Genomic DNA, 5,803 nt, shown 5'->3' on the forward strand with positions numbered 1-5,803 from the left:
CATGGAGACGGGCTGTTCCGTCCGTCCCGCAGGGTTGCCACTTTGGCGTGACATGTGATCGCCAGCCTGACGGCTATCCCTTGTTGGACTCCCGGCGCCGAGCTGGCGTTTGCCGGGCCGCAGGGCGCGCCTGGCCTCCGCCGGCATCAGGCGCCGCCAGTGCCTTCACGACCGTCGCGGCGCCGCCATTCGCCGCATGCGCGACACTCGGTCCGATCTGGCCGGCGGCGAGTTGCGAGAGCTCAGTCCGCGAGGAGACCTGCAATTTGCGGTAAATGTTGTTCATATGAATTTTCAGCGTACCTTTCGAGATGCCGACGTCGAAGGCGATCTGCCCGGTCGGCTTTTCGGCGAGAACTTGCCGCGCGATCTCGATTTCGCGGCTCGTCAGCCTCTGCGAGAGGCTCCGCCATTTCGTCCTGCGCGACGCCTCGTTCTGGACGGCCTCGCTGACAATCTCGGCGGGCAGCCACCGGCCTCCGGCGGCAACCCGGTGCAGGCATTTGAGCAGGGCGTCGACGGCGGCCTCCTTGAACACGATGCCGGCAACGCCAACCGCGACAGCGTCGTAAAGCTGGGCCTGAGAGGCGCCGACCGTCAAAAGCACGCAAGACGTCGCGAGCCCTTGCCGGCCGATTTCGGCGGCGACATCGAGGCCGTTCAGTCCCGGCATGCTGATGTCGAGCACCGCGACATCAGGCACGTCGCGCTGGATGGCCGTCAGGGCGGCCGCGCCGTCCCGCGCCGAACCGACCACCGCGAAATTCGGGTCGCGGGCAATCATGTCGATCAGGCCGTGCAACAGCAGCGGGTGGTCGTCGGCGACGAAAACCGTGACCATGTTCAGTTCGCTGGCTGCCGAACTTCTCGGCCAGGGTTCCATGGCGCGGTGCGGCCATCGATGGCTTCCGGTGGCCGCCGGCGCCCGTGCTCGGTCATGGCGTCTTCTCCCCTTGCGTGTCTTTGTGACACATCAACGACTTCATCGTGCCGGAAGCGAACATCGCGACCCGGCCCTCATCCTGCGAAGCGTGAGGCCATGCTGACAGAAGCAGCGTGGTTGCGCAAAACATTAGCAACTGCTTAGTTAATCCTCAAGCGGCGCGCCGTGCAAAATGCGTGGCGGCGGACTGAAAGCAGATGCCACGCCGATGTGCCGATGCTGATCTTCATCTTGGATGATTCATCGGCGCTATCACGAAATTTTTGTAGATCCGACCGTGAATCTCCGGTTCGTGAAATAACTAAGCCAAAGCAACGCAATTATTCTTGTCTGCAAAAGCACTTTTTCAGAACTGAAATCGACTTTCCTGCATATAACCGGGGTTATATAGACGGACGCATTGCAACCTGCGCAATATGGTTTGGGAAATATTAACGTCCAGGCAATCGTAGGATTGTCGGGGTTGGGGCTTTGGGTGTGGGTATAACGGTCAGTCCGACGGCGGGCCAGTTCCGTCATACGGCAATAGCTGTGTCCGGCGAATGGGAGGCAGTCTCCGCGCCGAACCTTTCTCCTTTCAAAGTCGTCGATTTTGTCACGAACGATTGCTCGCCTGCCCGGCCGCGTCCCTCGGACGCTGCGCGCCGGCGCTGCGATCAGGCCGGAATAGATGGGGGCGGCCCGACCGCCGACCGCACAACAATGTGGAGGAAGTAGCATGGCGATCGATATTGGCAGTGGCGTCCTTCTCGAGGCAACGACGGTAGGGTCGGGCACCGGCAGTTACGATTCCTTCCTGAGGCTGCAGGCGACAGGTATCGAGGAGGGCTTCAACACCGACCAGAACGGCAACGTCGTCGACAACAAGGCGTCCTTCACCCACGACCTGCAATACGGCAACATGCAGTCGATCAATGTCGACGGCGTCGACTATATCGAATTCCGGCTCGACCTCAATGAAAGCAACAATGAGACAAACGGCAACATCACGCTGACCGGCCTGGACATCTACATTTCAAACGCCGGAGCAACGCTTGCCGACTACGATGCGGATTTTGCGGGATTCACCACCGTCTTTCATCTTGACCTGAACGACCCCCAGTATTTGATTGACTCCAATCATGGCTCGGGAACGGACGACTACCGGGTGCTCGTGCCGGTCAGCGACTTCACGGCGGCCGGTGTCTCTCCCGACTCCTATGTGACGCTGTTTTCGAGCTTCTCAGGGGCCAATGGGGGCTTCGAGGAGTGGCGCACGCTTACGACGCCCGGCACCGGCACTGATGCGCCTGGAATCGGCATCGACAAGGTAACGGTCGACGGCTCGGCGATCGGCGACGATCTGCAGGTTCTCTCCGGGGACACGATCACCTGGCAATACACGGTCAGCAATACCGGCAATGTCGCATTGTCGAACATCGTCGTCACCGACGACCACAATGACGTGGTCGTGACGGCGGTTCTCAGCGGCGGTTTCAACGTCGGGGACACCAACCAGGACGGCAAGCTCGACACCACCGAGCACTGGAGCTTCATCGGCACCAGCATCGACAAGGCCGTCATCGGCGACTATGCCAATATCGGGACGGTGACCGGCTCGGCCGGGGCGGTCACCGTAACAGACAGCGACGGCTCCAGCTATTTCGGCGCCGATCCCGAGATCAAGATCGACAAGGTGACGGTCGACGACGGGGTCAAGGGCGACACTCTGACGATCCTGACCAACGAGCCGATCTCGTGGGAATACACGGTGACCAATATCGGCAACGTCGCGCTGTCGGGTATCTCCGTCACCGACAGCGACGGCGGCGTGACGCCGGTCGCGGTGCTTGGCAACGGCCATGTCACCAATATCGGCGACAGCAACGACAACAACATGCTCGACGCCGGCGAGATCTGGAAGTTCTCGGCAACCGGTACCTCCGTGGCTGGCCCTTACAGCAACACCGGTACCGCCTCCGGCTCCTTCACCGACGATGCCAATCACACACGCACCGCCACGGCCACCGACGACTCCGGCTATACCGGCGCCGATCCGCACATCACGCTCGACAAGAAGACCAACGGCGTCGACCATGGCCTCAACATCTTCCAGGGCCAGCCGGTGACCTGGACCTACGATGTCAAAAACGACGGCAATGTCGCGCTCGCCCATGTGGTTGTGACCGACGACAACGGCACCGCCGGCACCGCCGGCGATGATTTCCATCCAACCGCTATCCTCAGCGGCGGCTTCAACAGCGGCGACATCAACCAGAACGGCCTGCTCGATACAAACGAGACCTGGCACTACCAGGCGACCGGCGTCGCGCAGCTGGGCAGCTACGTCAACACCGCCACGGCCACCACCGATGCCTTCGTCGACACGGCCTTGCATTCGCGTACGCCGCTCGCCACCGACAGCAGCGACTATGAAGGCTTCTCGAACAAGGCGCTGACGCAGGGATTCTGGGGCAGCCACGCGGATGCATGGGACAATATTGCCGGCAATGAGGGCAATCCCACCAAGAGCGCCGTCGCCAGCCATGTTCTGTCCGGCCTCGACGTCAATCCGCGTACGGATGGCTATTTGCTGCTCGGCGACAGCAACGGCGACGGCATTGCCAACGATGCGCACGATCTCCTGATTTCGAACGCTCTGGCCAAGTCCATCGAATCGAGTTCGACCGGCGGTGACGCACGCGTCATCATGTTGCAACAGGCGATCGCCACCCAGCTCAACATCGACAACCATGTCGGTCAGCCCAACGACCTGATCGACGAGGCGGTGATGTGGCTGACCAAGCAAGGAGCGTGGTCAACTGTCGGCGTGAATGTCGATACCAACAATGACGGGGTCGTTGATGAGAATGGGGCTCACACGGCGCTTACGGGTGCGGCGGTGAAGACTTCGTCGGCTGCCTGGACAAGCTATGTCGACGTCACCGATCCGAGCTCCGGCATCACCGACTGGAACGGCGGCAAGGAGGCCGATGGCGAGGGCCTCAAGAATGCGCTGATGTGGTTCAACCAGGGGCAACTGGTGACGTCCGGACCGGGACCGGCCGGCAATGTCGCCTGGTTCGACGGGACCAACATCGTCGAAGAGCATCCCAACACGCTCGATCAATTCTGGCTCACGCTGCATCTAGTGGGGGGCCTGACGGGCATCGCCTGAGGCTGGTCTCCGGCCGTCGGCCGGGTGCCTTGCCGCAGCGCCGCCCACATGGATTGGCATGGAAAGGGGCTCCGCGATCTTCAATTCGGCGCAGGCCAGGGTCAGGTCCTTGGGTCTGGTTTTGATAGCCTGCGCCCTTTTTCCTGCACTCGGTGGCATGTTGACGACATCGCCAGGCGTCTGGCTGTTCTGCCTGGCGTTCGCGATGTTTGGCGCTCTTCTGCTGTTTCGGGGACGCAATCCTTTTCGCGCTGAAACCGCTCCTGGCGCAGCCCCCGGCGTCGCGGCGACGGCGCGAAAGGCTGCCGGGCCCGGTGCCCGGCAGCCCAATCCTCGGCAGCAGGGATCGGAACTCTCGGCGGCAATCAAATCCTGCCGCTCGGCCTTCATCGCCATCGCACTGTTCAGCGGCGTCCTCAACGTCCTGATGTTGTCCAGTTCGATCTATATGCTCGAGGTCTACGATCGCGTGCTGCCGAGCCGCAGCGTGCCGACGCTGATCGGCCTCAGCCTGCTCGTAGCCATCCTCTACGCCGGACAAGGCGTGCTCGATTTCATCCGCGGCCGCATCCTGGTGCGCATCGGGGGAGCCCTCGACGAAGCGCTCGGCGCCCGCGTCTATTCCAGCGTCCTCAAGCTGCCGCTCAAGGTCGGGCGCAATGGCGACAGCATGCAGCCGGTGCGCGATCTCGACAGCGTGCGGACCTTCCTGTCGGGCACCGGCCCGACCGCGCTGTTCGACCTGCCGTGGCTGCCGCTCTATCTAGCCATCATCTTCATGTTCCACGTGCTCCTCGGCGTAACCGCCCTGGTCGGAGCGATCGTGCTCGTCCTGTTGACCGTCCATGCCGAGCGGCTGACGCGCAAGCCGGTCACATCAGGCACCCAGACCGGCATCATCCGCAACGGCCTGACCACGACCGGCAACCGCAACGCGGAAGTCATCGCGGCTCTCGGCATGGGCGGCAGGATGGCGAAGCGATGGGAAGAGGCCAACCGCGACTATCTCGCCGAGCAGCGCAGCGTCAGCGATATCGCCGGCGGCTTCGGCGCCGTGTCCAAGGTGCTACGCATGCTCCTGCAATCGGCCATGCTCGGCATCGGCGCCTGGCTGGTCATCGAACAGCAGGCGACCGCGGGCATCATCATCACGGCATCGATCCTGAGCGGGCGGGCGCTGGCGCCCGTCGATCTGGTCATCGCCAACTGGAAAGGTTTCCTGACCGCGCGGCAGGGCTGGCAGCGGCTGACCAAGATTCTTGCCGCATTGCCCGCCGATGCCGAGCCGATGGTCATGCCCGCGCCGAGCCGCCACGTCTTCATGCAGAACGTCAGCGTCGCCGCGCCCGGCGTGCAGCGGCTGCTGGTGCAGGACGCCAGCTTCGCACTGGAAGCGGGACACGCCGTCGGCATTATCGGTCAGAGCGGTTCGGGCAAGTCGACGCTGGTCAGGGCGCTTGTCGGAGCCTGGCCGTCGGCCGCCGGCAGGATCCGGCTCGACGGCGCCGACCTCGATCAGTGGTCGCCGGAAGACCGCGGCCATTTCATCGGTTATCTGCCGCAGGACGTCGAGTTGTTCGCCGGCTCGATCGCCGAGAACATCGCGCGTTTCGAACCCGACGCCGATCCCGCATTGGTGATCGCAGCCGCCAGGGCAGCCGGCGCGCATGATCTCATCGTCGGTTTCCGCGATGGCTACGAGA

Annotated in this window: 3 protein-coding genes; 2 read left to right on the forward strand and 1 reads right to left on the reverse strand. The window is 62.9% G+C overall.

Annotated features, from left to right (window positions below):
- Positions 1 to 73: 73 nt before the first annotated feature.
- On the reverse strand, positions 74 to 841 hold the full coding sequence (locus tag EOA36_RS25190) for a response regulator transcription factor (RefSeq protein ID WP_189521965.1): 768 nt from the start codon (positions 839 to 841) through the stop codon (positions 74 to 76).
- An 820-nt stretch (positions 842 to 1,661) separates the two neighbouring features.
- Here EOA36_RS25190 and EOA36_RS25200 point away from each other — a divergent pair.
- Entirely contained in the window at positions 1,662 to 4,100 is a 2,439-nt protein-coding gene (locus EOA36_RS25200) for a hypothetical protein (protein WP_189522114.1), read from the forward strand.
- Between the two features lie 205 nt (positions 4,101 to 4,305).
- The coding region (locus EOA36_RS25205; protein WP_127279879.1) for a type I secretion system permease/ATPase at positions 4,306 to 5,803 on the forward strand (1,498 nt) is incomplete at its 3' end.

Origin of the sequence: Mesorhizobium sp. M8A.F.Ca.ET.021.01.1.1 (assembly GCF_003998025.1) — a bacterium.
Classification (GTDB): Bacteria; Pseudomonadota; Alphaproteobacteria; order Rhizobiales; family Rhizobiaceae; genus Mesorhizobium.